Genomic DNA, 26,161 nt, shown 5'->3' on the forward strand with positions numbered 1-26,161 from the left:
ACAGGGTGTCCCAGGGGGCGCGTGGGGCAGGTGTGTGCGCGGCGTGAAAGCAGCGCTCGTACACCTGCCCCACGCGCCCCCTCCCCATTTCCCGCGCGACAGCCCTTTTCGTTCCTCGAACGCCCGTACTTTAGGGCGGCGTTGTCCGGAATTGTCGACGGGCGTGTAACAGGGGTTAGGGCACCCTCGGCCGGCGGGAAATCATCGACCATGACCCAGAACACCCCGCTTTCCCCCCTGTCCCCGCGCCTCCCCCGCCCCCCGCACCACCTCCAGGACGTGACGCACCGCGTCCTGTCCGCGGCCCAGCTCCGCGCGCGGGGCGTCTCCGCCGCGCAGACGTCCGCGCACTGCCTGCCCGGCGGCCCCTGGCAGCACCTGCTGCCCGGGGTCTATCTGCTGCACCCGGGCCCGCCCAGCGGCCAGGAGCGGCTGCACGGCGCCCTGTTGTACGCGGGCCGCCCGCCGGTCTCCTCCCGGCGTACGGTCCCGGCGCCCGCGGACGCGGGGTTCGGCGAGGCGATGGTGACCGGGCAGGCGGCGCTCGCGCTGCACGGCTTCGCCACGGTGCCGGACCTCGGGGCGCTGCACCGGATCGACGTCCTGGTGCCGCGCACCCGGTGGTTGCGCTCGACCCGGTTCGTGGAGGTGGTACGGGCGACCGCCGCGCCGCCCGTGCCGGTGCGGCTGGCCGGGGTGCCCGTCGCCCCGGTGGAGCGGGCGCTGGCCGACGCGGTGGCGGGGCTGGGGGAGGCGGAGGAGGTGAGCCGGCTGCTGACCGAGGCCGTGCGGGCCGGGCACAGCGAACCGGCCGCCGTGGTGCGGGAGCTGAGCGCGGCGAAGCTGCTGGGGCGGCCGGCGGTGGCGGGTGCGGTGGAGGCGCTGCTGGCGGCGGGGCGGGCGGTGGCGGAGGAGCGGCTGTATGCGATGGTGCGCGAGCACGGGCTGCCGGAACCGCTGTGGAACGTGGAGCTGCGGCTGCCGGGCGGGCCGGAGCTGGGCGGCGTCGACGCGTACTGGCCGGATCTCGCCGTCGCCGTCGAGCTGGACACCCGCGCGCCCCGGTCCGGTGCGCCGGAAGAGGGGCGGCGGGGCGGGAACCGGGGCGCGGGACGCGTGGAGGACCCGCAGTGGTCCGCGTACGCCGCCCGTCGGGACCGGCTGGAGCGGCTGGGGGTCACGGTCGTCCACCTCACCCCGAGGAAGCTGCGCGAGGCGATGGACCAGCAGGCCACGGTGGTGCGTACGGCGCTGATGGCGGCGAACGACCGGGAGCCGGCCGCGTATGTGGTGGTGCTGCCGCGGTGAGCCGGGGGCGAGGCGTTCCCGGTGCCACTGGTCCGGACCACCAGGCCCGTGGTCCGGACCGCAGACCCGGAATAAGGAATTCCGGCAGCCACTTTCACCTCATTCATCCCGCGTGACGTATCGCGCCCCGTGGCGGATCTATGCCATGTACCTGTCTCGTCTCCGTCAACTCTCCACAAAGCCCTGTCATTTACGACAGGCTGAGCGGTCATCCGGTACCGAATTCCGGACTCTCTCTTTCAATTACAGGGATGCTGATGACCAAGGAATCCCCCAGCTCCATACCCGGGACGAGACGCGCCGCGCGCATAGCGGCCGCGGCCGGCCTGGCTGCCGCCCTCGCGGCCGCCGGCGCCGCGCCGGTGTTCGCCGTCGACGACCCGGCACCGGCACCCGTCAAACCGGCCGCCACGAGCGACCGGGGCGACAAGCTCGGCAAGGCTGACGCCGAGGTTCTGGCCAAGGCCGAGGCCAAGGGCGAGAAGAACGTCACGATGATGATCGCCACCACCCCGGGGGCGACCGAGCAGGTCACCGAGCAGCTGGACGCCGTCAAGGGCTCCGTGCTCGGCCAGACCTACGACAAGCTCGGGTACGTACGGGCGACGGTGCCGACCGGCACCGCCGAGGCCACCATCGAGGCGGCCTCCAAGCTGAAGTCCGTGCTCGGCATCGATCTCAAGCAGGAGATCAAGCTGGACGACCCGACGCCCTCGGGCGACCGGGCCGCGGGGGCCAAGCAGCTGAAGGCCACGGGTAGTTACGCCGCACCGGGCAAGAACACCCCGGCCGCCAACCCGTACAACCCCTCCTTCGAGACGGGTGCGGTCGAGTTCGTCGAGAAGAACCCGACGGCCGACGGCCGCGGGATCACCATCGGTGTCCTGGACTCCGGTGTCGACCTCGGCCACCCGGCGCTGAAGAAGACCACCACCGGCGAGCGCAAGATCGTCGACTGGGTGACGGCCACCGACCCGGTGAACGACGGCGACGGCACCTGGCTGCAGATGTCGCAGACCGTCACCGGCCCGACGTTCACGGCCGGCGGGAAGACCTACTCGGCTCCGGCGGGCAGCTACAAGTTCGCCACCTTCGCCGAGGCCGCCACCACCGGCGGCGACATGGCGGGCGACCTCAACCGCGACGGTGACACCACCGACGTGTGGGGCGTGCTGTACGACGCGGTCAAGGGCACCATCCGGGTGGACCTGAACGCGAACGCGGACTTCTCCGACGACACGGCCCTCAAGCCGTACAAGGACAAGTTCCAGGTCGCGTACTTCGGTGAGGACGACCCGGCCACCAAGGTCGTCGAGCGCATCCCGTTCGTCGTCGAGACCCGCAAGAACGTGGTCTACAACGCCGCGGGCGCCAAGGCCGACTACGTCAACATCGGCGTGATCGAGGGCTCGCACGGCACGCACGTCGCGGGGATCACCGCGGCCAACGGCCTGTTCGGCGGCAAGATGAACGGCGCGGCGCCCGGCGCCAAGGTCGTCTCCTCGCGCGCCTGCACCTGGTCCGGCGGCTGCACCAACATCGCGCTGACCGAGGGCATGATCGACCTCGTCGTCAACCGCGGTGTCGACATCGTCAACATGTCGATCGGCGGCCTGCCGCCGCTGAACGACGGCAACAACGCCCGCGCCGAGCTCTACAAGCGCCTCGTCGACATCTACGGCGTCCAGCTCGTCATCTCGGCCGGCAACAGCGGCCCGGGCCTCAACACCATCGGTGACCCGGCCCTGGCCGACCACGTCATCTCGGTGGGCGCGTCGATCTCCAAGGAGACGTGGGCCGCGAACTACGGCTCCAGCGTCACCAAGAAGTACGACCTGCTCCCCTTCTCCTCGCGCGGTCCGCGTGAGGACGGCGGCTTCACGCCGACCATCTCGGCTCCGGGTGCGGCGATCAACACCACCCAGACCTGGTCCGAGGGCGGTCCGGTCAAGGAGGCGGGCTACGCCCTGCCGCCCGGCTACTCGATGCTCCAGGGCACCTCGATGGCCTCGCCGCAGGCCGCCGGCGCCGCAGCCCTGCTGCTCTCCGCCGCGAAGCAGAAGGACCTGGAGCTGCCCCCGGCCGACCTCCGTGTGGCGCTGACCAGCTCGGCGAGCCACATCAAGGACGTGCCCGCGCACGCCCAGGGCTCCGGTCTGATCGACATCGTCGGTGCCTGGAAGCTCATCACCAGGAAGGGCAACCCGGCGCACGAGTACAAGGTGAAGGCCCCGGTCGACACCGCGATCGACTTCGCGCTCAAGGACCCGGGCTTCGGCACCGGCCTCTACGACCGTGAGGGCGGCCTCAAGACCGGCGAGACGAAGGTCTACGAGATCACCGTCACCCGCACCACCGGTCCGGACCGCAACGTCCAGCACAAGCTGTCGTGGAAGAACAACGACGGCACCTTCAAGCTGAGCAGCCCCGAGTACGTCTCGCTGCCGCTCGACACCCCGGTGAAGCTGAAGGTCACGGCGAACGCCAAGAAGGCCGGCGTGCACAGCGCCATCCTGGAGCTGGACGACAAGAAGACCAAGGGGATCGACCACCAGGTCCTCTCCACGGTCGTCGTCGCCAACGAGCTGAACCACCCCGGTTACGCGTTCAAGTCGTCGAGCTCGGTGCAGCGCAACGGCACCACCTCGTACTTCATCAACGTGCCGGAGGGCGCCAAGACCCTTGAGGTCGCCCTCAGCGCGCTCCGCTCGGGCAGCCAGACCCGGTTCATCGCCCTGCACCCGTACGGGACGCCGGTCGACCCGACCTCCACGGTCAACTGCTACCCGAACTACGAGAACCCGGCCAACACCTGCCGTCCGGACGTGCGGTCCTACAAGGACCCGTACCCCGGCGTGTGGGAGATCGAGGTCGAGTCGCGCCGTACGTCGCCGCTGCTGGACAACCCGTTCAAGCTGGACGTCTCGCTGCTCGGTGCCTCCTTCGACCCGGCGGTGCAGACCATCGCCGAGGCGAAGATCGGCGCTCCGGCCGCGGTGAACTGGAAGGTCACCAACGGCGCGGCGGCTCTTGAGGGCAAGCTCAAGGGCGGCTCACTGGGCTCGGCCAAGGTCGACAAGCCGTCGATCTCCACGGGCCAGACCCGTCAGACCACGGTCACCATCGGTGCGGGCGTCGAGAAGCTCGACGTCGCCATCGGCGGTACGTCGGACGCCAACGCCGACCTCGACCTCTACGTCCTCCGGGGCGCCACGCAGGTCGGCAGCGGCACCACCGCCGGCTCCGAGGAGAAGGTCAGCCTGACCAACCCGGCCGCCGGTACGTACACGGTCATCGTGGAGGGGTACTCGGTCCCGTCCGGGTCGACCACGTACGACTACCGCGATGTCTACTACGCGGCCTCGCTCGGCACCCTGAAGGTCGACGCGTCGAAGACCTACAACCTGGCGAACGGCGCCTCGGCGCAGGTCGGCGCCGAGGTCGTGGTCGCCGGTGCGGCTCCCGAGGGGCGCCAGTTCTTCGGTGAGGTCCAGCTCGTCAACGCGCGCGGCACCGCCGCGGGCACCGGCAGCGTCGTGATCGAGAAGGTCACGCCGTAACAGCCCCAGCACGGTGAAGAGGCGGGTGCCTTCGGGCGCCCGCCTCTTCTCCTTTCATCCGCGGGCCTCGCAGGTCATCCGCGGCCGTCGCAGGGTGTCGAGCGCGACTCCGGGAGCGCCGCGGCCATCCACTCCCAGGCTTCGGCCCGTCCGTCCCCCGTGAAGCCCATGACCGGCTCGTCCTCGAAGCGGGACACGCTGACCACCATGGGGACGCCGGGAGGGAACCCGGCCGCCTCGCTCCTCGGAACGAGGAATTCCACCCGGTCCGTCCCGGGCGCGTCCGGCTTGAGGAACCGGTCGGCCGTGAGCACCACCCGGAGCCGCTCCCCGGCCGGCTCCACGGCGGTCACCGTGCCGTCCGCGATGACCCGGGCGCAGGAGACTATGCCGGCCTCCGTCAGCTTGGCCATGCCGTCGTCCGCGGGCCGCGCCGCCGTCCAGAACAGGCCGACGCCGGCCGCACCGGCCAGGACGGCCGCCGAGGCGGCGAGCGCGAGCACTCCGGGGCGCCGCCACCTGGGGCGGGACGGCGCGACGGCCACCGGGGGCGGGGCGGCTCCCGGCTCCTCCCGGGCCAGCAGGTCACCGAGCAGGCCGAGCTCCTCCCGGAGCAGCGCCATGTCCCGCTCGGCGGCCCGGTACGCGGCCGCCTCCGCCTCGCCCTCGGGCGCGGGCCCCGCCATCAGCACGGCCATCAGCTCGTCGGAGTCCTTCATGGTCATCGTCACACCACCTCGTCCACATGGAGCCGCCCACGCAGGGCGCGGGCCGCCGTGTGCAGCCGGCTCTTGACCGTGCCCTCCGGAATGCCCAGCGCCTCCGCGATGCGCGGAACGGACAGATCGGCGTAGAAGCGAAGAATCAGCACCTGTCGCTGAGCGTCCGGGAGTGCGTCCAGCCCCTCCGCGACGGCCAGCGACAGCAGACGGGCCTCCTGGCCGCCCTCCGCCCCGCCTCCCGCCGGCCCCAGCGCCTCCAGACGTGTCCGCAGCCGCTCCTGCCGGCCGCGGGCCCGGTGCCAGTCGGCCGCCAGGTTGGAGGCCACCACAGCGGCCCAGGCACCCAGGTCGCGCGGGGCCTCACGGCCCGCCGCGGTGTGCTCCAGGAGGCGGAGGCGGACCTGCTGGACCCCGTCGGGCAGGTCGCCGTGGGGCACCCCGCCCAGGGAGAGCACAGACCTGACCCGATGGACCTGGGAAGGGTCCAGAAGATCCCCCTCCGGCCCCGTACGTCCCCTCTTCGGCAAGGTTCCTCCCCCACTCCACCGCGCTCCCCGACGGACATCGCTCCTACGACGCCGGAGCCGGGCAAAGCGTTCACTTCCGCGGTGGCCGTCCGCAGGCCGGACAATGGATTGGACAAGCCGGGCCCGGACATACGCATCATGGAGCGGGCAATAGGGCCGCGCATATACACATACAGAGCCGCACACACATACAGAGGAGTCCCAGTGAAGGTCGGAATCGTCGGCGCCACCGGTCAGGTCGGCACAGTCATGCTCAGGATCCTGGCCGAGCGGGACTTCCCGGTCGACGAGCTGCGGCTGTTCGCCTCCGCCCGCTCCGCCGGCTCCACGATCGACTTCAAGGGTGCGCCCGTCACCGTCGAGGACGCCTCCACGGCCGACTACACCGGCCTGGACATCGTGCTCTTCTCCGCCGGCGGCGCGACCTCCAAGGCGCTGGCCGAGAAGGTCGCCGGCCAGGGCGCCGTGGTGATCGACAACTCCTCCGCCTGGCGCAAGGACCCCGAGGTCCCGCTGGTCGTCTCCGAGGTCAACCCGCACGCGGCCCGCGTCCGGCCCAAGGGGATCATCGCCAACCCGAACTGCACCACGATGGCCGCCATGCCCGTGCTGCGCCCGCTGCACGCCGAGGCCGGCCTCGAAGCGCTGACCGTCGCCACCTACCAGGCCGTCTCCGGCTCCGGTGTGGCCGGCGTCGCCGAGCTGCACGGCCAGGCGTCGAAGGTCGTCGCCGAGGCCGAGAAGCTGGCCCACGACGGCGAGGCCGTGGACTTCCCCGAGCCGGCCGTCTACAAGCGTCCGATCGCCTTCAACGTGCTGCCGCTGGCGGGCTCGATCGTGGACGACGGTTCGTTCGAGACGGACGAGGAGCAGAAGCTCCGCAACGAGTCCCGCAAGATCCTGGAGATCCCGGAGCTGAAGGTCTCCGGCACCTGCGTCCGGGTCCCGGTCTTCTCCGGCCACTCGCTCCAGATCAACGCCCGCTTCGCCCGCCCGATCGGCGTCGAGCGCGCCTACGAGCTGCTGAAGGACGCCGAGGGCGTCGAGCTCTCGGAGATCCCGACCCCGCTCCAGGCGGCGGGCAAGGACGCCTCCTTCGTGGGCCGCATCCGGGTCGACGAGACCGTCGACCACGGCCTCGCCCTCTTCGTCTCCAACGACAACCTCCGCAAGGGCGCGGCGCTGAACGCCGTCCAGATCGCGGAGCTGGTGGCGGCCGAGCTGAAGGGCTGACGCGCGGCCCTTTTCGCTGACGCGCGACCCTTTTATGCGTACGAGCACGGGAAGGGGCGGCCACCGGAGTGCACCGGTGGCCGCCCCTTCGTATACGTACCTCAGGGCCGCCGCACCTCGAAGTGGAAGCACCCGTACTCCACCGCCCGTACGTGCACCAGCGCCACCTCCGGGTCCGCGAACGCCTCGTCGAACGCCGCGTCGAAGCCCTTCCCCGCCTCGGCCGGGATCTCCAGCAGACGGCCGCCCGCGATGTGCCCGCGCGCGTCGTAACGGCGCACCGTGCGCAGGGCGCCGGGGCGTGAGAAGGGGTAGCCGGGGCGCGCAGGGGCCGGGCCCGCGCACTCCTCGGCGTGGATGAAGACGGGGCCCTGCTCGTCGTACGCCCCCGGGGCCGCCCCGGTCCCGGCCGCCCAGCGGCGCAGCGGGGCGTAGGAGACCAGGGCGATGCGCTCCCCCGGCTCGCTGCCGCGCAGGCAGCAGCGGAGAGGGGCGCCGGCCCCCGTCTCCGTGTACGGGGCGCAGGGGCGGCCCGCGTCGTCGGTGGCGCGGAGCTCGGCGAGGGCGGCGGGGGCGATGGGGCGCGGCTCGTATCGGGCGACAGGGCTCGGCTCGTAGGCGGTGATGGCGCGGGTCTCGTATCCGGTCATGGTTCGAGCCTGGCCCCCGGAGCCGTCCGCGTCCGGCGGAAAACGGACATCGCGCTGAGAGCGCGGCCCATGGAAGGATGACGGAAACGTCGCATATCAAGTCGCACACCTAGGAGATGACCGCGTGCCTGGCACGAATCTGACCCGCGAAGAGGCACAGGAGCGGGCGCGCCTGCTGACCGTGGACGCGTACGAGATCGATCTCGACCTCTCCGGAGCGCAGGAGGGCGGCACCTACCGGTCCGTGACCACCGTGCGCTTCGACTCCGCGGAGGCCGGTGCGGAGACCTTCATCGACCTGGTCGCCCCGGCCGTCCACGAGGTCGTGCTCAACGGCGAGGCGCTGGACGCCGCCGCCGTGTTCCGCGACTCCCGGATCGCCCTGCCGCAGCTGAGGGCGGGCGCCAACGAGCTGAAGGTCGTCGCCGACTGCGCGTACACCAACACCGGTGAGGGCCTGCACCGGTTCGTCGACCCGGTCGACGAGCAGGCCTACCTCTACACCCAGTTCGAGGTGCCGGACGCCCGCCGCGTCTTCGCCTCCTTCGAGCAGCCGGACCTGAAGGCGACCTTCCAGTTCACCGTGAAGGCCCCCGCCGGCTGGACGGTCATCTCGAACTCGCCGACGCCGGAGCCGAAGGACGACGTCTGGACGTTCGAACCGACGCCGCGCATCTCCACGTACATCACGGCGCTCATCGTCGGCCCGTACCACTCGGTGCACAGCAGCTACGAGAAGGACGGCCAGTCCGTCCCGCTCGGCATCTACTGCCGTCCCTCGCTCGCCGAGTACCTGGACGCGGAGGACATCTTCGCCGTCACCCGGCAGGGCTTCGCGTGGTTCCAGGAGAAGTTCGACTACGCGTACCCGTTCGCCAAGTACGACCAGCTCTTCGTCCCGGAGTTCAACGCGGGCGCGATGGAGAACGCGGGCGCGGTCACCATCCGCGACCAGTACGTCTTCCGTTCCAAGGTGACGGACGCGGCGTACGAGGTGCGGGCCGAGACGATCCTGCACGAGCTGGCCCACATGTGGTTCGGCGACCTCGTCACCATGGAGTGGTGGAACGACCTCTGGCTGAACGAGTCGTTCGCCACCTACACCTCGATCGCCTGCCAGGCGGACGCCGAGGGCTCGAAGTGGCCGCACTCGTGGACCACGTTCGCCAACTCCATGAAGACCTGGGCGTACCGGCAGGACCAGCTGCCCTCCACGCACCCGATCATGGCGGACATCGGCGACCTGGACGACGTCCTCGTCAACTTCGACGGCATCACGTACGCCAAGGGCGCCTCCGTCCTCAAGCAGCTCGTGGCGTACGTCGGCAAGGACGCGTTCTTCCAGGGCGTGCAGGCGTACTTCAAGGCGCACGCCTTCGGCAACACCCGCCTCTCCGACCTGCTGGGCGCGCTGGAGAAGACCTCCGGCCGTGACCTGAAGACCTGGTCGAAGGCGTGGCTGGAGACGGCCGGCATCAACATCCTGCGCCCGGAGATCGAGACCGACGCCGACGGTCGCGTCACCTCCTTCACCGTGCTCCAGGAAGCCCCCGCGCTGCCCGCCGGCGCCAAGGGCGAGCCGACGCTGCGCCCGCACCGCATCGCCATCGGCGCGTACGACCTGGACGAGAGCGGCAAGCTCGTCCGGACGGACCGGATCGAGCTGGACGTCGACGGCGAGCGCACCGCCGTACCGGAGCTGGTGGGCAAGGCCCGTCCGGCGGTCGTCCTGCTCAACGACGACGACCTGTCGTACGCGAAGGTCCGCCTCGACGAGGAGTCGCTGCGGGTCGTCACCGAGCACCTGGGCGACTTCACCGAGTCGCTGCCGCGCGCCCTGTGCTGGGCCTCGGCCTGGGACATGACGCGCGACGGCGAGCTGGCGACCCGCGACTACCTCTCGCTGGTGCTCTCCGGCATCGGCAAGGAGTCGGACATCGGCGTCGTCCAGTCGCTGCACCGCCAGCTGAAGCTGGCCCTGGACCTGTACGCGGCCCCGGAGTCCCGTGAGGCCGTGCTCAACCAGTGGACGGAGGCGACGCTCGCGCACCTGCGGGCGGCGGAGCCGGGCAGCGACCACCAGCTGGCGTGGGCCCGTGCCTTCGCGGCGACGGCCCGCAACCCGCAGCAGCTGGACCTGCTCCAGTCGCTGCTGGACGGTACGGAGTCGATCGAGGGCCTGACCGTCGACACCGAGCTGCGCTGGGCGTTCGTGCAGCGGCTCGCGGCCGTCGGCCTGCTCGACGAGGAGGAGATCGCCGCCGAGTACGAGCGCGACCGGACGGCGGCGGGCGAGCGCCACGCGGCCACCGCCCGGGCCTCGCAGCCCTCGGAGGAGGCCAAGGCGGAGGCGTGGGCCTCGGTCGTGGAGTCGGGCGAGCTGCCCAACTCGCTCCAGGAGGCGGTCATCACCGGCTTCGTCCAGGCGGACCAGCGCGAGCTGCTGGCCCCGTACACGGAGAAGTACTTCGCCTCGGTGAAGGAGGTCTCGGACTCGCGCAGCCACGAGATGGCCCAGCAGATCATCGTGGGCCTCTACCCGGCCCTCCAGGTCTCCCAGGAGACCCTGGACGCCACGGACGCGTGGCTGGCCTCTGCCGAGCCGAGCGCCGCCCTGCGCCGAACGATGTCGGAGTCGCGGTCGGGCGTGGAGCGCGCGCTGAAGGCCCAGACGGCGGACGCGGCGGCGGCCACCGCGTAGTCCTTACGGTGCTCCTGGGGGCGTCCTCTCCGCTGCGGCGGAGGGGACGCCCCTTGGCGTACACCCCCGCCTCTTCGGCGTACGCCCGCGTGCGGGCCCGTATCCGGTGGCCTAGCGTGCGAGACGTACGCCGTACGCCGTACGCAACCGGAGGGTCGATGCCCGGCTTCGCCGCTGTCCCGGTCGCGCTGGCCCTGTGCGCGGGGCTGCTGACGGGCCCGGCCGTCGCGGAGCCCCGCACCGGCTGCCGCGCGGGCCCGGCGGGCTGCTACGGCCTCTACACGTACGGGTACAGCCTCGGGCTGCACCCCTTCACCAGCCCGCACGCGGTCCGGGCCCAGCTGACCGACCACTTCTGGCTCTTCCCGGTGAGCGGCGGCTGCGCGGGCCGGATCCGGGCGGGCGCGCGCTGCGAGCTGCTGGGCGGTAACCCGGTGGAGGTCGAGTACATCGGGAACGACTTCTTCCAGATCAACACGCTGCCGGGCCACCAGCTGGGCCGGGGCATGCACATCCGCTTCGCGTTCACGCGGACGCTCGGCTTCCACACCCTGACCGTCCGCGCCTGGCAGGACCGGCCCACCGACTGCACGGGCGAGGCCTTCTGCAACACGGTGAACCGGGTGTTCGCCTGGGGCAGCTGGCGGGTACTGGCCCAGACGCTGCGGATCTCGGCGTACGCCGCCTGAGCCGCGCGCTGGGCTGGAAACCGCCCGGCGGGCGGGCGCGGGAGCGCAGCCGTCCGCCGGGCGGGAACTGGGGGTGGTCAGCGGGATGACGGGGTCACGCGCCCGACTCCTCGTAGCGGCGGGTGAGCTCGGCCGTGCCGGACTCCGTGAAGCCGCCGTGCAGCCGCATCCGGGCCACCCCGCCGTCGGGGAAGGCGTCGAGGCGGACGTGGGTGACGACGGCCTGGGCGCGCAGCACGAAGCGGTGCAGGGTGTCGGGCTGGAGGCGGGTGCGCGGGATGATCTCGAACCATTCGCCGGTGTCGCCGTTGCGGCCGTGGAGGGCGATCCAGCCGGCGGAGTTGCCCTTGAGGTAGGCGGTGTCGATCTCGACCGCGCGGACCGCGCCCTGGGCGGGGAGGCGGAAGCGGACCCAGTCGTTGGTGTCGCGGACCCGGCGGCGGCGGTTCTCCCAGCCGTCGTCCATCTTGCGGGAGGTGCCCGGCAGGATGATCTGGGTGGGCGAGGAGTAAAACCGGTCGGAGGCGTCCTCGTAGGTGCCGCCGTTGAGCACCGAGATCAGGTCGACCGTGCCGAGCGCGGCGATCCAGGCCGGGTCGGGGACGACCTCGCCGTGCACGCGGAGGCGGGCTATGCCGCCGTCGGGGTGCTGGCAGAGGCGCAGGTGGGTGTAGCGGCGACCGCCGGTGATCTCGAAGGCGTTGGCCGCGTGCCCGCGTACGGGGGTGGGCGGAAGGATCTCCTCCCACTTCACGTCGTCGGCGAGCAGCTCCTCGGGGCTCGGGGCGCCCTCGACTGCGGTGGCCTGCACCGATACGCGCTGGGGGTAGTTGCCGCGGAAGTGGGCGGTGTCCACGATCAGGCCGCGCACGATGCCGGGGGCGCCGAGGCGGACGATCGCCCAGTCGTGGTCCTCGGGGGCCGGGAAGGGGTGCTCGGCGTCGGCGCCACGGCGGCGGCGGGTCTCCCAGCCGTCCATGATCTTGCCCTTGTGGCCGAAGTGCTCGGGGTCGAAGACCGCGCGCTCGCGCAGGAGGAGGTTCTCGCGCTCGGCGAAGAACTCGTCGTTGGCGGCGATCACTCCCGCGCCGAGGCGGCGGTCGGCCAGGTCGACCAGCTCGGTGAAGGGGAGGTCGCCCGCCTCGCGGTAGTCGGCGTAGGGGTCGCCGCCGCCGTAGGGCGCGGCGTCATTGGCGTGGGGGTCGGTGTCGGAGTTCTGGAATGCGGTCTCGCTCGCGTCGAAGGTCATGTCCCTACCTTCGCGCCGACCGACCCATCAGGTCCATCGAAAGTTTTCGCAGATACCGTTCAGCTCAGATGAACGATCCGGCCACGCGGCTGAGGGCCGACAGGACCCGGGCCACCGCCGGGCCGCTCTCCGCCCCGTGCCGGACCGCCGCCACCACATGGCGGCGCGGCTGGTCCTCCTCCAGGACCCGCATCACCACCCCTTCGCGCCGTTGCTCCCGGGAGGCCATCCGGGGGACGAGGGCGATGCCCATGCCCGCCTCGACCAGAGCGAGGATCGCGGTCCACCCGGCGGCGCTATGGGCCTGTTCGGGGACGAAGCCGGCCGCCTCGCAGGCGGCCGTGGTGATCTCGGACCAGGGGCCCGAGCCGCCGAAGATCCAGCGGTCGGCGGCCAGGTCGGCGAGGCGCAGCGCGGGGGCTTCGGCGAGTGGGTGGCCGGCCGGGAGCGCCACGTCCAGCGGGTCGGCGAGCAGCGGGAAGAGGGAGAAGCGGGGGTCGCGGGCGGTCGGCGCGTGGGCGGCCAGCGAGAGGGCCAGGTCGACCTCGCCCGCGGTGAGCAGCTCGTACGCCTGTGCCGCCTCGGCCTCCCGTACGCGTACGTCGGGTCCCGGGCGGTCCTCGGCGCGCAGGAGCCGCACGGCGGGGACCACGAGGGCGGGTACGGCGGTGGAGAAGGCGCCGACGCGCACTTCACCCGCCTCGCCGCGCAGATAGCCGGTGAGTTCGGCGTCCGCCCGCTCCAGCTGGGCGAAGACCGCCTCGGCGTGGCGCAGGACGAGGTGGGCGGCGTCCGTGAGGCGGACGCGGCGGCCCTGGGGTTCCAGGAGCTCCACGCCGAGCTGCTTGGCCAGGTTGGTGAGCTGCTGGGAGACGGCGGAGGGGGTCATCAGGAGCGCCTCGGCGGTCGCCGTCACCGTGCCCCGGTCGCGCAGGGTGCGCAGGATGCGGAGCTTCTTGACGTCCCACTCGGTCATGGCAGCAACCTACCGGGGTGCCTCGTGAACCTGACGGGATGCCTCGTGCGCCCTCCGCCGCCGGACGTACGGATGCGCCGCGCCGACATGCAGATGCGCCGCGCGGTAGCTCCTACCGGCGGCGCATCCTTCGTACGGGTGCGGGTCAGACCTGCTTCTTGGACTTGTCCAGGACCATGACCAGGGCCGTGATCACCAGGAACAGCCCGATGGGCGCGATGACGTAGAGACCGATGGTCTCCATCGCGCTGAGGCCCGGGCCCGGGTCGTCACCGTCGTCGCGGGTGTACGCGAGAGCCGGGGCCGACATGAGCAGCATCATCAGCGTCGTCCCGGCCGCAACGACGCCGGCGCGCATTCCGTTCTTCTTGTCCACGGTGCCAACGTAGCGAACGCCTAGTCGGGGCGCTCGCCCGGGGGTGCCGTACGGGCCTTCGCCGGCCGCAGGACCTCCATCAGTCCGTGCAGCCGGGGCGAGGCGGCGATCTCCTCCAGGGTGACCGGATGGCCCTCCGGATCGGCGATGGGCAGCCGCCAGTTGGGGTACTGGTCCCAGGTGCCGGGGAGGTTCTGCGGGCGGCGGTCGCCCACCGTGTCGGGGAGCCAGACGCCGGTCATCCGGGCGGGGGTGGCGCGCAGGAAGCGGTGGACGGCGCGGACGGCCGCCTCCTCGTTGCCGTCGCCCTCGGGGAGCATCCGCAGCCGGGCGAGGAGGGCCAGCCACTCGGCGGTGGAGGTGACGTCCTCGGTGAGCTCCTCCTCCAGGGGGCGGGTGAGCAGGCCGAGGCGGTGGCGGAGCGTCACATGGTCGCCGGTCAGCCGGGCGGCGGTGGAGGGCAGGTCGTGGGTGGTGGCGGTGGCGAGGCAGTCGCGGCGCCACTTCTCGGGGGCGAGCGGGCGGCCGTCGCCGTCCCAGTCGCGCTCGAACCAGAGCACGGAGGTGCCGAGCACCCCGCGCCGGGCGAGCGCCTCGCGGACGCCGGGCTCGACGGTGCCGAGGTCCTCGCCGACGACGACGGAGCCGGCCCGGTGGGCCTCCAGGACGAGGACGGCGAGCATGGCCTCGGCGTCGTACGCGACGTACGTACCGTCGGTGGGCGGTCTGCCCTCCGGCACCCACCAGAGCCGGAAGAGGCCCATGACGTGGTCGATGCGCAGGGCGCCCGCGTGGGCCAGCAGGCCGCGCAGCAGGCCCCGGAAGGCGGCGTAGCCGGTGGCGGCGAGGGCGTCGGGGCGCCAGGGCGGCAGGCCCCAGTCCTGGCCGCGCGCGTTGAAGGCGTCCGGGGGCGCGCCGACGGACATGCCGTGGGCGAAGTCGTCCTGCCGGGCCCAGGTGTCGGCGCCCGCCGGGTGCACGCCGACGGCCAGGTCGTGGACGATCCCGACCTCCATCCCGGCGTCCTCGGCGGCCCGCTGGGCGTCTGCGAGCTGGGTGGCGGTCAGCCAGGCGAGGCGGCAGTGGAGGTCGACCCGGTCCAGCAGCTCGGAGCGGGCGCGGGCGGTCCCCGGGGAGCGGGGGTCGCGCAGGGGCTCGGGCCAGCTGTGCCAGTCGGGGCCGTGCACCTCGGCGAGCGCGCACCACAGGGCGTGGTCCTCCAGCGCCTGGCCCTGCTCGGCCAGGAAGTCGCAGTAGGCGGCGCGGCGGCCGGGGGTGAGCGGCACCTGGGCGATCAGCTCCAGAGCCTGCCGTTTCAGCTCCCAGACGGCGTCCCGGTCGATCAGGGCGCCCTTGTTGAGGACGGCCTCACTGAGGGCGGCGGCGTCCTGGCGGAGGTCGTCCAGGGTGGCCCGGTCGTGGACGTGCCCGTACTCCGGGACGGACTCGACGTGCAGGTGCACGGGGTCGGGGAAGCGGCGCGAGGAGGGGCGGTACGGGGAGGGGTCGGTGGGTTTCCCGGGGACGGCTGCGTGCAGGGGGTTGACCTGGATGAACCCGGAGCCGAGGGTGCGCCCGGCCCAGGCGGCGAGGTCGGCCAGGTCGCCGAGGTCGCCCATGCCCCAGGAGCGGGCGGAGAGCAGGGAGTAGAGCTGGACCAGGAAGCCGTGGGTGCGCTCGGGCGGCTGCGGGACCCGGGCCGGGGCGACGACCAGGGTGGCGGTGGCCTCATGGTGGTCGGGCGCACGGACATGGAGGCGGTGGACGCCGTACGGGGGCTGGGTCCAGCCGGGCGGGAGCTCGGCCGGGTCCGGGGCGGCCTCCGCTACCCCCGGCAGCTTCCAGGACGAGGCGGCCTCCGGCACCGTCCAGGAGGTGGCGGGCTCCGGGACCGTCCAGGAGGCGCCGGGCGCGGGGAGCCCGCCGGCCGGCTCCGGCTCGACCGTGACGGTCGAGCCGGGCGGCAGCGCGGTCAGCGCGGGCGGCAGCGGCTCACCGGCCCAGACCACCACGGTGGGCGGCAGCAGGCGCGAGCGGGACTCCGCGGCGACGAGTGACCTCCGTACGTCCTCCGGGGTGCCGGCGTCCACGCCCAGCGCGGCGAGCACGGCGATGACCGTGTCGTCGGGGACGGACACCGTGACATCCGGGGACGGGGAGTAGGAGGTGGCGACACCGTGCAGTGCGGCGAGCCGGGACAAGCCCATTCAGACTCCTGGGAACTCCATGCCCCCTGCGGTGCCGGGTGCGGTCGGCTCGCTGGTCAGAGGGGCGACGGCGGCGAGCGGAGGCTCGCTCGTGAGCGGGGTGGCATCGGCGAGCGGGGGCTCGCTGGTCAGCGGTGCGGCGTCGGCGAACGAGGACTCGCCGAGCTGGAGGGGGATATCGGCGAGCGGCGGCCCGCTGATCAGGAAGGCGACATCGTCGAGGGGGAGGCCGCTGGTGAGAGGTGCGGGATCGGCTTGGGCGGGTACCTGTTTGGAAAGGGCGGAGAGCAGAAGCTGCGCGGATGCGGGCATGGTGGCCTCCTGGCCGTGGAGAACAGGACACAGCAGGCCTACCCAGGCCTCGCGTGCGCAGACCTCGACGTGACGTACACGTCATGTCCAGGCAGATACCACGCACGCATCAGAACAACGAGCCAACGTGCCGTGGGTCACATTCCGTTCCCCGTACGGCAGGTATGGGCCGTTTTAAGCCATCCCCGTCAGCCACACGCGTCCCACCAGGCACGAAGGTGTCAGTATTCCCGGCAAATCCGACAGAACAGCCAGCTGCATTGACACCCTCGCGCCCGGGTGGTGGGCTCGGACCCCACTCAGGCCTTTCGAGGGAGCGCGACGTGCGGTTCGGGCGCAGAAAGCGGGCCACGGCCGTGGCCGTCGCCGTGATCGGTGGGCTGCTGAGCCCCTTCGCACCGGCCGCGACCGCCGCCCCCGCCGACCCCGGCAAACCCCCCGCCACCTCGCCCGACCGCGCAGACAGCGCGCAGCCGCCCGCCGTGTGGCCCCGGCCGCAGAGCATCAGGGCCACCGGCCCGGCCGTGCCGCTCGGCCGTGAGGCCACCGTCGTCGCCGCGCCGGACGCGGATGCGTACGCCGTGGAGGAGCTCCGCTCCCTGCTGCGCGCGGCCGGGGTCACGACCGTCCACGAGAGCCTGCCGGGACGCGGGCCCCTGATCCGGATCGGCGGCCCGGGCGCCGGGGAGGCGCTGCGGGCGCTGCGCGCACCCGACCGCGCCGACCTGCCCACCGGCGGCTACCGGATCGCCTCCGGCCAGGTCGCCGGGCGCGCCACCGTGGCCCTGGACGGGCTCGGCGAGGACGGCCTGTTCCATGCGGTCCAGACGCTGCGGCAGCTGGTCCGCGGTGGCTCGGTGGCCGGGGTCGTGGTGCGGGACTGGCCGGGCACGGCCGTACGCGGCATGGCCGAGGGGTTCTACGGACAGCCCTGGACCCAGGAGGAGCGGCTCGCGCAGCTCGCCTTCATGGGCCGCACCAAGCAGAACCGGTACCTCTACGCGGCGGGCGACGACCCCTACCGGCTGGCCCGGTGGCGTGAGCCGTACCCGGCCCAGCAGCGCGCGGAGTTCCGGGAGCTGGCGCAGAAGGCCGAGGCCGAGCATGTGACGCTCGGCTGGGCCGTCTCGCCGGGGCAGGCCATGTGCATGGCCTCCGACCAGGACGTCCGGGCGCTGACCAAGAAGATCGACGCGATGTGGGCGCTGGGCGTGCGGGTCTTCCAGCTCCAGTTCCAGGACGTCAGCTACAGCGAGTGGCACTGCGACCTGGACGCCGAGACGTTCGGCAGCGGGCCCACGGCGGCGGCCCGCGCGCAGGCGAGGGTGGCCGGGGCGGTCGCCCGGCATCTGGAGGAGCGCCATCCGGACGCGGCGCCGCTGTCGGTGCTGCCGACGGAGTTCTACCAGGACGGGGCGACCGACTACCGCACGGCGCTCGCCGCCGAGCTGGACGGCCGGGTGCAGGTGGCCTGGACGGGCGTCGGGGTCGTACCGAAGAAGATCACCGGGCGTGAGCTGTCCGGGGCGCGGGCCGCGTTCCGCCACCCGCTGGTGACGATGGACAACTACCCGGTCAACGACTACGCCCAGGACCGGATCTTCCTGGGGCCTTACACCGGCCGGGACCCGGCGGTGGCGAGCGGTTCGGCGGCGCTGCTGGCCAACGCGATGGAGCAGGCGGCCGCCTCCCGCATCCCGCTCTTCACCGCCGCCGACTTCGCCTGGAACCCGAAGGGGTACCGCGCGGACGAGTCGTGGCAGGCGGCGATCGACGATCTGGCGGGCGGCGACGCGGGGGCCCGGGAGGCGCTGCGGGCACTGGCGGGCAACAGTGCGGACTCCGTGCTCGGCTCGGCGGAGTCCGCCTACCTCCAGCCCCTGTTCGCCGCGTTCTGGCAGTCCCGGGCGGCCGCCGCGCCGGTACGCGACCGGGCGGCGCGCGAGCTGCGGGCGGCCTTCACCGTGATGCGGCAGACCCCCGACCGGCTCGCCACCCCCGCCGAGGGGCGCCTCGCCGACGAGGTCCGCCCCTGGACCGAGCAGCTGGCCCGCTACGGCCACGCCGGTGAGCTCGTCGTGGATCTGCTCCAGGCCCAGGCGGCCGGCGACGGGGCGGCCGCCTGGCGGGCGCAGCTGGCGCTGGAGCCGCTGCGCCAGGAGATCGCGGCAGCCAGGGCCACGGTCGGCAAGGGGGTGCTCGACCCCTTCCTGGACCGGGCGGAGAAGACCGCCGACGGCTGGAACGGCGTGGACCGGTCCAGCGGCCGGGTCACCAAGGACGCGCACAGCTACACGGTCCGCCTGGACCGGGCCCGTCCGGTGGAGGCCGTGACGGCGCTCGCCGAGCCCGGACCCGACCTGACCGGCGCGGTCGTGGAGGCCCATGTGCCGGGCGAGGGGTGGCGGGCGCTGGGGCAGCTGTCCCCGACGGGCTGGACCCAGACCGCCGCGAAGGGGCTGCGCGCGGATGCCGTACGGGTCACGGTGCCCGAGGCGGCCCGGACCACGCCCCCGTCGTACCTGAGCCCCAGCCTGCCGCCGGCCCCCGCGATCCCGGCGGGGACCCCGAAGCTGCGCGCCCTGGTGCCGTGGTTCGGGGACGAGCCGGATGCCGTGCTCGATCTGGCGCACGGCGAGACGGACGCGGAGATCGGCGGTGAGCCGCAGCGGGTGGCGGCGCGGCTGGCAGGGCGGCGTCCGGCCGAGGTGAAGGGCAAGCTGACGGCGAAGGCGCCGAAGGGCATCGAGGTGCGGGTCCCGAAGCAGACGACGGTGCCGCGCGGCTCCCGTACCGAGGTGCCGGTGGACATCACCGTTCCGGCGGACACCCCGGCGGGTGAGTACGAGGTGCCGCTGACCTTCGGCGGCCAGGAGTCCACGCTGACCGTGCGGGCCTTCCCGCGTACGGGCGGCCCGGATCTCGTGCGTACGGCCACGGCCTCCTCCTCCGCCGACGAGACCCCGGACTTCCCGGCGTCCGCCGCCTCGGACGGCGATCCGGAGACCCGGTGGTCCTCGCCGGCGGAGGACGGCGCGTGGTGGCAGGCCGAGCTCCCGCAGCCGGTGCGGCTGGGGCAGGTGGTGCTGTCCTGGCAGGACGCGTACGCCGCCGGCTACCGCATACAGACCTCCGCCGACGGCCGCACCTGGCGCACCGCGGCGACCGTCCGGGAGGGCCGGGGAGGTCGCGAGTCGGTGCGGATGGACGCGAAGGACACCCGGTTCATCCGGGTGCAGGGCGACGCCCGGGCGACGCAGTACGGCTACTCGCTGTGGTCGGTGGAGGCGTACGCGGTAGCGGAGTGACGTTCTGGACAGGGACGACGAAGGCCCGGTCTCAGGCGGAAACGCCGTCGATCCGGGCCATCACGTCGTCCGCGCCGAACGGTTGCAAGTACGGCAGCCAGCGCGGGTCGCGGTGTCCGGTCCCGATGATCCGCCAGGCCAGGCCGGTCGGCGGGGCGGGCTGGTGGCGCAGCCGCCAGCCGAGCTCGGGGAGGTGGCGGTCGGCCTTGACGTGGTTGCAGCGGCGGCAGGCCGCCACCACGTTGTCCCACGCGTGCTGTCCACCGCGGCTGCGCGGGATCACGTGGTCGACGCTGGTCGCGGCGGCCCCGCAGTACATGCAGCGCCCCCCGTCCCGGGCGAACAGCGCCCGGCGTGTCAGGGGAACGGGCCCCCGGTAGGGGACCCGGACGAAACGCTTGAGCCGGACCACGCTGGGCGCGGGCACGGCAGCGGTGGCACTGTGCAGGAAGGCGCCGGTCTCCTCGAGGCAGATCGCCTTGTTTTCGAGGACGAGGACGAGCGCGCGGCGGAGCGGTACGACGCCGAGCGGCTCGTACGACGCGTTGAGAACCAGGACGTGCGGCACGGTGGATGCCTCCTTGTACGCCGGCGGCGCGTGGCTCGCGCCGGGACGATCCGATCTCAGTCTCTCCTCATGCCTGGTCAAAGCGCCACCACGTAGGGGTAACGGGCCGGGAGGATTTTTCTCACCCCGGGGCGTGGCGGGCGCCGGCCCGGCCCCGGAGGGCGGTCCCACCAGGGCGGCCGCGCGCAGTGTGCGATCGGCCACAGCGGACGTATCCCCGGTGAGACCTGTCTCTCCTCCGGAGACGGCAACGATCCACTCCCCCGGCTTCGTTAGTGTTATCGGTCAACCGTCGTCCCTCTGGAGGTCCCCACCGTGCACCTGTCCGTCCTCTTGGCCGCAACCCCGTCACCCGGGCCGGGCGGCTCGCTGGAGGAAGCCGCCGAGCAGGCCGGGAACGCCGCGGGGTGGGTCGAGGAGAACTGGTCCACCTGGCTGAGCACCGGTCTGCGGATCCTGCTGATCGTGGCCGTCGCGGTCACGCTGCGCTATCTGATCCGGCGCGCCCTGACCAACCTGATCGACCGGATGAACCGCAGCGCCCAGGCGGTGGAGGGCACGGCGCTGGGCGGTCTGCTGGTGAACGCGGAGCGCAGACGCCAGCGGTCGGAGGCGATCGGCTCGGTCCTGCGGTCGGTGGCCTCCTTCATGATCATGGGTACGGCCGCCCTGATGGTGCTGGGCGCCTTCAAGATCAACCTGGCGCCACTCCTCGCCTCGGCCGGTGTCGCCGGTGTGGCGCTCGGCTTCGGCGCCCGCAACCTGGTCACGGACTTCCTCTCCGGCGTCTTCATGATCCTGGAGGACCAGTACGGGGTCGGGGACACGATCGACGCGGGGGTGGCCTCCGGTGAGGTCATCGAGGTGGGCCTGCGGGTCACCAAGCTGCGCGGCGACAACGGCGAGATCTGGTACGTCCGCAACGGCGAGGTGAAGCGGATCGGCAACCTCAGCCAGGGCTGGTCCACCGCCGGGGTCGACGTCACGGTGCGCCCGACGGAGAAGCTGGAGCACGTCCGCGAGGCGATCGCCACGGCCGCCGAGACCATGACGAAGGAAGAGCCCTGGTCGGAGCGGCTGTGGGGCCCGGTGGAGGTGCTCGGCCTGGACGCGGTCCTGCTGGACTCCATGACGGTCCGGGTCACCGCCAAGACGATGCCGGGCAAGTCGGTGGGCGTGGAGCGCGAGCTGCGCTGGCGCATCAAGCAGGCGCTGGACGACGCGGGCATCCGCATGATCGGCGCGGTCCCGCTCCAGACGGAGGGCGAGTCCACGGCGGACCCGACGGCGGCGATGGCGGCCCCGTCGGCGTACGCGTCGGCGACCTCTCCGCAGTCGATGGCGGCGACGCCGATACCGCCGCCGGCGACGAACCTGAACAAGTAGGGGCACGCGTGCTCTGAAGAAGGGGCGCTCCACCGGGTCGGTGGGGCGCCCCTTCTTCTGTCATCTTCTTCTGTCATCGGAAAACGGTCACTTCTTCTTGTCGCAGGGGAGCTGGGCGTTGATCTCCGCGCGGGTCATCACGTCGCCCTTGTACGTCAGGAACTCACCGTCCGCCAGCTCCGCGGATCTCAGCTTCCCGAGGTCGACGTAGCCGGACTTCGTCGTCTCCTCCCCCGCCCGGAGATGCTGCAACTGGACGTAGAACGTGTTCGGCAGCGTGCCGGACAGCGGCTTGGTCACCGTGGTGAAGCTGCTCGGGCTGTTCACGTGGAAGACCCCGCCGCGCGCCTCGGCCGTGCTGGGCTCGCGGGCGCTCCAGAGCGTCTCGAAGTCGTCGACCGTCTTGTCCTTCCGAGGGACGACGATCGCGGCCCCCGTGATCGTCTCGTCGGAGCAGAGCGGCATGGCCGCGAGAAGGCCGGTTCCCTCCATGCGGAACCCGGAGAATTTCTCGGGCGGAGCATCACCCAGCACGCACGAGGCGAGGAGTATCGCGGCCGGGAGCGCCCCGGCGAGCGCCTTGGCGCGCCTCCCTGGACGGCCGGCGCGCCCGTGCCCCGGCTCGGCCCCGCCACGTCTTCGTACCTGTTCCCCCATGCCTGACACACCCCCGCCTGGACAACTGTGCCCGCCCCAGGATGCTCTCGATACCGCCCCGGCGAGGTAACGCTTTGATTGCCGGACGCGCGGTCACCATTGACGCCCCGGCGACCCGCGTCTTACGGTCCTCCCAGAATAGGAAAGTTTCCTAACAGAGTCGACGAGGGTGGGGCATCCACGATGACGGGAACCACACCGGGCACCCCCCGGGTGCTGCGGGCCATGAACGACCGGGCCGCCCTCGATCTGCTGCTGGAGCACGGGCCGCTCTCCCGGACCCGGATCGGCAAGCTGACCGGGCTGTCCAAGCCCACCGCGTCCCAGCTGCTGGCCCGGCTGGAAGCGGCGGGGCTCGTCGTCGCCACCGGGACCAGTGAGGGGCGGCCGGGGCCCAACGCCCAGCTCTACACCGTGAACGCGCGCGCCGCCCATGTCGCCGGGCTCGATGTGAACGAGCGGCGCATCATCGCCGCCGTGGCGGATGTGACCGGGGCAAGCGTCGGGGAGTTCGAGCTCGCGACACCGGGGCGGCGCGCCGACAGCGTGGTGCGCCAGGTCGCCGACGCGCTGGACGGGGCGGTGAAGGAGGCCGGGCTGACCCGCGCCGACATCCACCGGGTCGTCATCGGCACCCCGGGCGCCTTCGACCCGGGCACCGGGCGGCTGCGGTACGCCTCGCACCTGCCCGGCTGGCACTCCCCCACCCTCCTGGACGAGCTGGCCGCGTTCCTGCCGATGCCGGTGGAGTACGAGAACGACGTCAACCTGGTCGCCGTGGCCGAGCAGCGCCTCGGTGCGGCCCGCGGCCACGAGGACTTCGTGCTGCTCTGGAACGAGGAGGGGCTCGGCGCCGCCCTCGTCATCAACGGGCGCCTGCACCGCGGCTTCACCGGCGGCGCGGGCGAGGTCGGCTTCCTGCCGGTGCCCGGGACCCCCCTCGTACGCCAAGTCGTCAAGGCCAACAGCGGCGGCTTCCAGGAGCTGGCGGGCGCCCAGGCGGTGCCCCGGATCGCCAAGGCGCTCGGCATCGACCCCCCGCAGCAGCCGCACGCCAAGGCCGCCGCCACCCTGCTGGAGCGGGCGGCCGCCGCGTACGAGAAGGACGAGGCGCTGACCGAGCTGCTGGGCCAGTACGCGCACCGGCTCGCCACCGGCCTCGCCTCCGTCACCGCCGTCCTGGACCCGGGGCTCATCGTGCTCGCCGGCGGCGCGGTCGCCTCGGGCGGCGAGGTCCTGCGCTCCCTGATCCAGTCCGAGCTGGCCGAACTCGCCGCCTCCCGGCCCCGGCTGGTCGTCGGCGAGATCGACCGCACCCCCGTACTGCGCGGCGCCCTGGAGAGGGCGCTCGCCGACACCCGCGACGAAGTGTTCGACACCTCGCGCTGAACCGACCCCCGTAACCACCCCTGCCGTCTGCCTCTTTTCCCCCGTCCCTGGGAGCTTTGTCATGCGCACAAGCCGTCTCACCACCACCGCTGTCGCCGTCGCCGCGATATCGGTGCTCGCCACCGCGTGTACCGGCCAGTCCGAGGCCGGGGCCACCGACGACCCGAAGGCGAAGACCACGATCAACTTCTGGCACGGCTGGAGCTCGCCCGCCGAGGTCAAGGCCGTCCAGGACAACATCGACCGGTTCGAGAAGGCCCACCCGAACATCACGGTGAAGGTCTCCGGCAACATCAACGACGACAAGCTCAACCAGGCGCTGCGCGCGGGCGGTTCGAACGGGCCCGATGTGGTCTCCTCCTTCACCACCGCCAACGTCGGCAAGTTCTGCTCGTCGGGCGCCTTCGCCGACCTCAAGCCGTTCATCGAGAAGTCGAAGCTCGACCTGGAGAAGACGTTCCCGAAGGTCCTCCTCGACTACACCCAGTTCGAGGGCAAGCGGTGCGCCCTGCCGCTGCTCACGGACGCCTACGGCCTCTACTACAACAAGGACGCCTTCAAGAAGGCCGGGATCACCGCGCCGCCGAAGACGATGTCCGAACTGGCGAGCGTCGCGAAGAAGCTGACGGTGGAGAAGGGCGACAGCTACCGGCAGCTCGGGTTCATGCCGAACTTCCACGGATACGAGACCGTCGCGGACCACTACATGTCGTCGTGGGACCACAGGTACTTCGACGAGAACGGCAAGTCCAACATCGCCAAGGACCCGGCGTTCGCGGAGATGTTCACGTATCAGAAGAAGCTCGTGGAAGACCTCGGCGGCTACGCGAAGCTGGAGAAGTACCGCGGCACCTTCGGTGACGAGTGGGGCGCCAAGCACCCCTTCCACACCGGCCAGGTGGCCATGCAGCTGGACGGCGAGTGGCGGCTCGGGATGGCCGAGGACGCCGGGGCCGGCTTCGAGATCGGGGTCGCGCCGATGCCGGTCGCCGACGACGAGGCGGACAGCTACGGCAAGGGGTTCCTCTCCGGCACCATCGTGGGGATCGCTCCGGCGAGCAAGAAGCAGAACGCCGCCTGGGAGCTGGTGAAGTACATGACCAGCGACACCGAGGCGGTCGTCAACTTCGCGAACGGCATCCGGAACGTGCCCTCCACCTTCGAGGCGCTGAAGTCGCCCGGCCTGAAGTTCGACCCGCGCTTCAAGACCTTCCTGGACATCGCCCAGCACCCGAAGTCCAGCACCCCCGACGGGGCCGTCAACGGCTCCACGTACCAGCAGACCCTCCAGGACTTCGGCTACCAGTACGAGAAGGGCGCGGTGAAGGACCTCCAGGCCGGGCTGGAGAAGACCGCCAAGCAGATCGACACCGACATCGCCAAGGCCAAGTAGCCCGACGATGACGACGCACACACTCCGCTCCAAGCGCCGCAGGTCGGCGCTGCGGAACGCGGCCTTCATGTCGCCGTGGCTGATCGGGTTCTCGGTCTTCTTCGCGTACCCGATGGTCTCGACGGTCTACTTCTCCTTCACGTCGTACGACGGGTTCGGCGCGCCGGTCTTCAACGGCCTGACGAACTGGACGTACGTCTTCCAGGACTATCCGATGTTCTGGCCGTCCCTGTGGAACACGCTCTGGCTGGTCGTCGTCATGGTCACCTGCCGGGTCGTCTTCGGGCTCGGGATCGGGCTGCTGATCACCAAGATCAAGACAGGGACGGGCGTCTTCCGGACGCTGTTCTACCTGCCGTACCTCGCCCCGCCCGTCGCCGCGACGCTCGCCTTCGTCTTCCTGCTCAACCCCGGCACCGGGCCGGTCAACGCGATCCTGGGCGACCTGGGGCTGCCGACGCCCGGCTGGTTCAACGACGCCACCTGGTCCAAGCCGGCCCTCACCATGCTCGCGGTCTGGGGCATCGGGGACCTGATGGTCATCTTCATGGCCTCGCTGCTGGACGTGCCGACCGAGCAGTACGAGGCGGCCGAGCTGGACGGCGCCTCCGCCTGGCAGAAGTTCCGCTTCGTGACCTTGCCGAACATCGCGCCGATCGTGCTGTTCGCCGTGGTGACGGGCGTCATCCAGGCGATGCAGTACTACACCCAGCCCCTGGTCGCCGGAAAGGTCGCTTCCGGGATCATCGGCGGCTCGGGACAGTCCTTCGAACCCGGCTATCCCGACAAGTCGACACTCACGCTCCCCCAGCTCGTCTACAACCTCGGTTTCCAGCGCTTCGACTACGGCGCCGCCTGTGTCGTCGCCCTCATCCTGTTCGCCCTGGCCATGGCCTTCACCGCGCTGCTCATGCGGGGCCGCAACAACCTGATCCAGGCCGGTGACTGAG

The 26,161-nt window shown here is 72.0% G+C and carries 20 protein-coding genes; 10 read left to right on the forward strand and 10 right to left on the reverse strand.

Annotated features, from left to right (window positions below):
* Positions 1-210: 210 nt before the first annotated feature.
* Both IF17_RS0108410 and IF17_RS0108415 read left to right on the forward strand, forming a co-directional pair.
* Entirely contained in the window at positions 211-1,308 is a 1,098-nt protein-coding gene (locus IF17_RS0108410; protein WP_030563736.1) for a hypothetical protein, read from the forward strand.
* 251 nt (positions 1,309-1,559) lie between these two features.
* Positions 1,560-4,868, forward strand: coding sequence for a S8 family serine peptidase (locus IF17_RS0108415; protein WP_030563738.1), 3,309 nt, complete (start codon positions 1,560-1,562; stop codon positions 4,866-4,868).
* A gap of 74 nt (positions 4,869-4,942) precedes the next feature.
* Here IF17_RS0108415 and IF17_RS1000000137085 read toward each other — a convergent pair whose 3' ends face one another.
* A complete protein-coding gene (locus IF17_RS1000000137085; protein WP_051883924.1) occupies positions 4,943-5,593 on the reverse strand; it encodes a hypothetical protein in 651 nt (216 codons plus the stop codon).
* 2 nt (positions 5,594-5,595) lie between these two features.
* Positions 5,596-6,117, reverse strand: coding sequence for an RNA polymerase sigma factor (locus IF17_RS0108425; protein WP_030563742.1), 522 nt, complete (start codon positions 6,115-6,117; stop codon positions 5,596-5,598).
* Between the two features lie 204 nt (positions 6,118-6,321).
* Between IF17_RS0108425 and IF17_RS0108430 the strand changes: the two genes are divergently transcribed.
* The gene (locus IF17_RS0108430; protein WP_030563744.1) at positions 6,322-7,350 is read left to right on the forward strand and encodes an aspartate-semialdehyde dehydrogenase; all 1,029 of its coding nucleotides are present in this window, start codon (positions 6,322-6,324) and stop codon (positions 7,348-7,350) included.
* 101 nt (positions 7,351-7,451) lie between these two features.
* Here IF17_RS0108430 and IF17_RS0108435 read toward each other — a convergent pair whose 3' ends face one another.
* Positions 7,452-8,000, reverse strand: coding sequence for a DUF1203 domain-containing protein (locus tag IF17_RS0108435; RefSeq protein WP_051883925.1), 549 nt, complete (start codon positions 7,998-8,000; stop codon positions 7,452-7,454).
* Positions 8,001-8,124: 124 nt separating this feature from the next.
* On the opposite strand from IF17_RS0108435, the gene pepN reads away from it, so the two are divergent.
* Both pepN and IF17_RS0108445 read left to right on the forward strand, forming a co-directional pair.
* A complete protein-coding gene (pepN, locus tag IF17_RS0108440) occupies positions 8,125-10,701 on the forward strand; it encodes an aminopeptidase N (RefSeq protein ID WP_030563748.1) in 2,577 nt (858 codons plus the stop codon).
* Positions 10,702-10,859: 158 nt separating this feature from the next.
* Positions 10,860-11,390 (forward strand): hypothetical protein, encoded by a 531-nt coding sequence (locus IF17_RS0108445; protein WP_030563750.1) that lies wholly within the window; start codon positions 10,860-10,862, stop codon positions 11,388-11,390.
* Positions 11,391-11,484: 94 nt separating this feature from the next.
* Here IF17_RS0108445 and alc read toward each other — a convergent pair whose 3' ends face one another.
* The 5 genes from alc to IF17_RS0108470 form a co-directional block, all read right to left on the reverse strand.
* Positions 11,485-12,639: an allantoicase gene (gene alc / locus IF17_RS0108450; RefSeq protein ID WP_030563752.1), complete on the reverse strand. Its 1,155-nt coding sequence runs from the start codon at positions 12,637-12,639 to the stop codon at positions 11,485-11,487.
* Positions 12,640-12,703: 64 nt separating this feature from the next.
* Positions 12,704-13,615, reverse strand: coding sequence for a LysR family transcriptional regulator (locus IF17_RS0108455; RefSeq protein ID WP_030563754.1), 912 nt, complete (start codon positions 13,613-13,615; stop codon positions 12,704-12,706).
* A 145-nt stretch (positions 13,616-13,760) separates the two neighbouring features.
* Positions 13,761-13,973, reverse strand: coding sequence for a hypothetical protein (locus IF17_RS0108460; RefSeq protein ID WP_030563756.1), 213 nt, complete (start codon positions 13,971-13,973; stop codon positions 13,761-13,763).
* A gap of 38 nt (positions 13,974-14,011) precedes the next feature.
* Positions 14,012-16,198, reverse strand: a complete 2,187-nt coding sequence (malQ, locus tag IF17_RS0108465) for a 4-alpha-glucanotransferase (protein WP_030563758.1) — start codon at positions 16,196-16,198, stop codon at positions 14,012-14,014.
* Positions 16,199-16,510, reverse strand: coding sequence for a hypothetical protein (locus IF17_RS0108470; RefSeq protein ID WP_030563760.1), 312 nt, complete (start codon positions 16,508-16,510; stop codon positions 16,199-16,201). It lies immediately after the preceding gene.
* A 323-nt stretch (positions 16,511-16,833) separates the two neighbouring features.
* On the opposite strand from IF17_RS0108470, the gene IF17_RS0108475 reads away from it, so the two are divergent.
* A complete protein-coding gene (locus IF17_RS0108475; protein WP_030563762.1) occupies positions 16,834-19,818 on the forward strand; it encodes a glycoside hydrolase family 84 protein in 2,985 nt (994 codons plus the stop codon).
* 31 nt (positions 19,819-19,849) lie between these two features.
* Here IF17_RS0108475 and IF17_RS0108480 read toward each other — a convergent pair whose 3' ends face one another.
* Positions 19,850-20,386, reverse strand: a complete 537-nt coding sequence (locus IF17_RS0108480; protein ID WP_018511439.1) for an HNH endonuclease — start codon at positions 20,384-20,386, stop codon at positions 19,850-19,852.
* Between the two features lie 315 nt (positions 20,387-20,701).
* On the opposite strand from IF17_RS0108480, the gene IF17_RS0108485 reads away from it, so the two are divergent.
* Complete coding sequence (locus IF17_RS0108485; RefSeq protein WP_030563764.1) at positions 20,702-21,772, forward strand: mechanosensitive ion channel family protein; 1,071 nt, start codon at positions 20,702-20,704, stop codon at positions 21,770-21,772.
* Between the two features lie 87 nt (positions 21,773-21,859).
* Here IF17_RS0108485 and IF17_RS0108490 read toward each other — a convergent pair whose 3' ends face one another.
* Positions 21,860-22,429, reverse strand: a complete 570-nt coding sequence (locus IF17_RS0108490) for a hypothetical protein (RefSeq protein WP_244890442.1) — start codon at positions 22,427-22,429, stop codon at positions 21,860-21,862.
* A gap of 183 nt (positions 22,430-22,612) precedes the next feature.
* Between IF17_RS0108490 and IF17_RS0108495 the strand changes: the two genes are divergently transcribed.
* The 3 genes from IF17_RS0108495 (at position 22,613) to IF17_RS0108505 (ending at position 26,160) form a co-directional block, all read left to right on the forward strand.
* Positions 22,613-23,818, forward strand: coding sequence for an ROK family transcriptional regulator (locus tag IF17_RS0108495; RefSeq protein WP_030563768.1), 1,206 nt, complete (start codon positions 22,613-22,615; stop codon positions 23,816-23,818).
* Between the two features lie 61 nt (positions 23,819-23,879).
* A complete protein-coding gene (locus IF17_RS0108500) occupies positions 23,880-25,211 on the forward strand; it encodes an ABC transporter substrate-binding protein (protein WP_030563770.1) in 1,332 nt (443 codons plus the stop codon).
* A gap of 7 nt (positions 25,212-25,218) precedes the next feature.
* Positions 25,219-26,160 carry a carbohydrate ABC transporter permease gene (locus tag IF17_RS0108505; protein ID WP_030563772.1) on the forward strand — a complete coding sequence of 314 codons (942 nt, stop codon included), beginning with the start codon at positions 25,219-25,221 and terminating at the stop codon, positions 26,158-26,160.
* Position 26,161 lies beyond the last annotated feature (1 nt).

Source organism: Streptomyces cyaneofuscatus, assembly GCF_000718135.1.
Lineage (GTDB): Bacteria > Actinomycetota > Actinomycetes > Streptomycetales > Streptomycetaceae > Streptomyces > Streptomyces cyaneofuscatus.